2 protein-coding genes are annotated in these 2852 nt (G+C 29.1%); both read right to left on the bottom strand.

All coding sequences use genetic code 11. The features are described from left to right. On the bottom strand, positions 1–1612 hold a 1612-nt coding region (locus ACI3VO_RS12790), incomplete at its 3' end, for a molybdopterin-dependent oxidoreductase (RefSeq protein WP_439758287.1). 51 nt (positions 1613–1663) lie between these two features. Beyond that, positions 1664–2852, bottom strand: a 1189-nt coding sequence (locus ACI3VO_RS12785) for a DUF3883 domain-containing protein (RefSeq protein ID WP_439758286.1), incomplete at its 5' end; no start/stop codon positions are given.

Raw genomic sequence — 2852 nt, 5'->3', positions numbered from 1 at the left:
CGCCGACCATAATAAGTGAAACAGAAGGACCTGTATATTTCTCCGGCTCTTCCGAAGCTGCCTCTTCTGGCACCGCTTCACCATCAGACTCCTTGTCCGTGGAGGCTTCTGTGTCACTCATTTCTGCGGAAAAGTTATCCACGCTTTCTGTTTCTGCCACTGCATTATCCACAGCGGTTTCTTCTGTTTTGTTGAAATAGTCGTCTTGATATCCCATAGATTTTGCCAATAATCTAAACATATCCCAGTCGCTTTTGCATTCTCCCGGTGGATTTATTATTTTTTTCGCAGTTGCCAAAGTGCAGTATCCATAAGAAGTATAGACATCTGTTTGTTCTACAGAAAAAGTCGCAGGAAGTACGATATCTGCATATTTTGCTGTGTCTGTCATAAATCTTTCATGAACTACGGTAAATAAATCCTCTCTTAAAAGACCTTTTATCATTTTGTTTTGGTTGCTTATAGAGCATACTGGATTTGATGCATAGACAAATAGGCTTTTAATTGGATTTGTTTCATCGTTTAACGCTGATGAAACTTGGTTTATATTTACTATTCTCGCCTTATTGGTTCTAAAATCGTTGCGTGCTATTACATTTTTATCTATATACGATTGAGAAGACGGCGATGTACCACATAACCCACCACCTGGATATTTTATAGCACCTGTAAATATTGATAGTATTGTTATAAGTCTTACTGTCATTCCACCGTTTGTATATCTAGAATTTCCGCTACCTAGAATGATTGCTGGCGCTTTTGCTTTTGCGTATTCTCTAGCTAGATTTACGATTATTTCTTTTGAAACTCCAGTTATTTTTTCTGCCCATTCTGGTGTATAGTTAGTTAAAGTTTCTTTGAATTCCTCATATCCTATAGTATTTTCTAATAAAAATTCTTCGTCTTGAAGATTTTCCTCCACCATTACATTCATCATCGCAAGCGCCAAGGCTCCGTCAGTTCCTGGTTTTATCAAAACAACTTGGTCGCAATATTTTTCCATTGGTTTTGAGTAAACTTCTATTAAAACTACTTTTTTACCTTGCTTTCTAGCTTTGATTAATTCAGGCATAGTTTGGATTCGAGTCGCCTTCATATTGCTTCCCCAAACTATATAGTAATCGCTGTCTTTAAGCTCCCTAGGATCTAGTGCTCCTGTAGTTCCCATTACTGAATTATATCCTGCTCCTTTAGCAGAAGAACATAGAGTTTTAACTAATGAACATGCCCCTATTTTGTTGAACAATGCATCTCCACAATTTCTCTGTATAACACTCATAACCCCTGAGTAGTAGACAGGAAGAATCGCACTTGGACCTTGTTCTTTTATGATTTGTTTCCATTTAGTAGTTATTTCTTCTACAGCTTCATCCCATGTTATTGGCTTGAATTTTCCTTCTCCCTTTTTTCCAATTCTTTTTATTGGAGTTAGAATTCTATCTTGTGAGTGAATAGATTTTTCGTATTTTCTCATTTTCTTGCAAATTAGACCATTTGTAGCAGGATGATTTTCATCTCCTGTTACTTTAAATATCTTTTGTCCATCTGTTTCTACTAATAATCCACATGAAGTCGGACAATCATATGGACATATAGTTTTTTTCTTTTCCATATCACACCTCTTTTTATATATCTTTATTCAACTTATATTATTAAATACCGACTAAACTACAGTCACTAAAAATTTAACCGCTTCTATTTTTACCTTACCTAACTCTACACACTTAAAAGGATTTTTTATTATATCGATATATGGAATGCCTATTACATTATTAACTTTATAAATATAATAACTATCACCATATTTTTTAGCTGCTTCTATTTCTTCCCCAGTTAAATAAAACTCTTTCTTACTTTCCTGTAAACACTTAACCTTTATATATATTTTGTTTCCTTCCAAATCATAAGACAGTATATCATAGCCACTATCATTATCTTCTTGATTAATCAATTCTATATTTTGAGCTAAATCTAATTTATTATTATCTAACAATCGCTGTTTTTCATAATCAAAAATAAGTTCTTCACCTTTTAATTTTATTTTATTCGTAATTTTTATATTCTTATTTAAATTTTTTACAGTTAAATGTATTTTTTTACCTTCATTAAATTCTGACTTATTTATCATTAAAAATGATAAATTATTAAACTCTAACATACATGATGAATAATAATTTTTACTTCCATCATAAATTTTATATTCATTTCCTTTTTTATTTTCATATTCATACTGAACTTGATTCATTCCATAGATATTACATTTTGGGCAATAACTAACTTCAGATAATATAGGATAAATACCTTCTGTAGTTTTAGTAATTACTACTTCATGTTTATTTTCTAATACTTCACCACAACAACTACATTTATTATCATTAAATTCAAATAATTCAAACAAAACATTTGTCTTTTCTTTATTTAATTTATAATATTTATTTTTATTTATCATAACTTGATCAATAAACTTTGTATTTTGTTCTAATAATATATTTTTTTGTAAATATAATTCATTTTGATTTTTATTTTCATTAAATTTATTAGTTATGAATAAATTTATCTCAGGTATAAAATTTGATATTTCTTTAACTTCATTTTTATTTAAAATTTTATTTTCTACAAACATTTTTATTTGTTTATACAATCTTCTATTATATAAGCTTTGTATTATTTGTTTATTATTTGTAGATATTCCTAATAATCCCAACTTCATTTCAAAAAAATTATTTTTTATTAAAATATAATTTATTATATCTGCCAAAAAAACATTATACTCATCTGTATGTAATAAGTTTATATCATTTGATAAATCACAAAAATTTCTTAATTTTAAATACATATTTTTAGCTAAATCA

This window comes from Intestinibacter sp. (genome assembly GCF_051866655.1).
In the GTDB taxonomy this organism is placed as follows: Bacteria; Bacillota; Clostridia; order Peptostreptococcales; family Peptostreptococcaceae; genus Intestinibacter.
The sequence above is the reverse complement of the archived record's forward strand: the minus strand, read 5'-3'. Positions and strand labels throughout refer to the sequence as shown.